Source organism: Microcoleus sp. F4-D5, from assembly GCF_036704885.1.
GTDB lineage: Bacteria > Cyanobacteriota > Cyanobacteriia > Cyanobacteriales > Microcoleaceae > Microcoleus.
In genome coordinates, this window is sequence record NZ_JAUBSX010000081.1 from 1 (window position 1) to 1,011 (window position 1,011).

Sequence of the window (1,011 nt, forward strand, 5' to 3'; positions counted from 1 at the left end):
ACTGCATCCATCAGCTCGAATGTCGCATCCTTGGCGAGTACCAATAATTCGTATGCTGCTTGACGAAATTTCCTTAATCGTTCACTGTTCATTTAGGGAGTGGATAGGTTTTATTTTTCACCCTCATTCTCTCCCGGCGCGGTGGCTCTAGTTCTTCTTTGGCCACCGTTCTCATCTTTAGTTAGTCTAAACTACAGTTTCAAGGGATAGTTGGGCGGGAAATGTTAAAAACCTTTGGGATACTGCCTGTTGACTCACACTCTTGGGACTACACCACAGAAATCCTTCTCGCCCTAATATTCTTGTCAGTTCCGTCACTCCCCCCACGTCTCGCCACAGTAAAGTCAATACTGCTGCTATCATGAACGGTAAGTTGAGTATTCTCTCTCTTAACCCTAGTTGACGATAGTAATTTTCTTGAGCAGTGATGGCTGGTGTGAGTAATGTTTCCAACTGCTCAGCAATGACTTCATCTTCGAACATAGGTCGTTGCATCCTTTTGGCATGGTCACGATTCGTTTTTCGGTTTTGGCTCACGGTTGTCTACGATCGCTTCCTGATTTGTCTCAACTGAGTTAAGCATGATTTGTATTCCAAGCAAATATGACCTGCATCGTGGTTGATAATGAGAATCGTTAGAGAGGGTAAGAGGCAGACTTAGTCTGCCTCTTGCCTTCTGCGGTAATTATCATTCTTTCTTTTTCAATATCTATATTTAGACATAATTTAGACATATTGACAAAATTGGCTCTTTTTTAACTTGTTAGCAATGCTACCAGCCCGTGTTCCAAATCCTGATAGTTATCAGTCATTTAAAATTTACAATCTACAATCTAAAATCTACAATCTAAAATCTACAATCTAAAATCTACAATCTAAAATCTACAATCTACAATCTACAATCTAAAATCTACAATCTAAAATCTACAATCTACAATCTACAATCTACAATCTACAATCTACAATCTAAAATCTACAATCTAAAATCTACAATCTAAAATCTAAAATCTA

The 1,011-nt window shown here is 38.4% G+C and carries 1 pseudogene; it reads right to left on the reverse strand.

What is annotated here, in order from left to right:
• Positions 1-207: 207 nt before the first annotated feature.
• A pseudogene (locus QUA80_RS27235) lies at positions 208-483 on the reverse strand (IS4 family transposase); the annotation flags it as partial.
• Positions 484-1,011 lie beyond the last annotated feature (528 nt).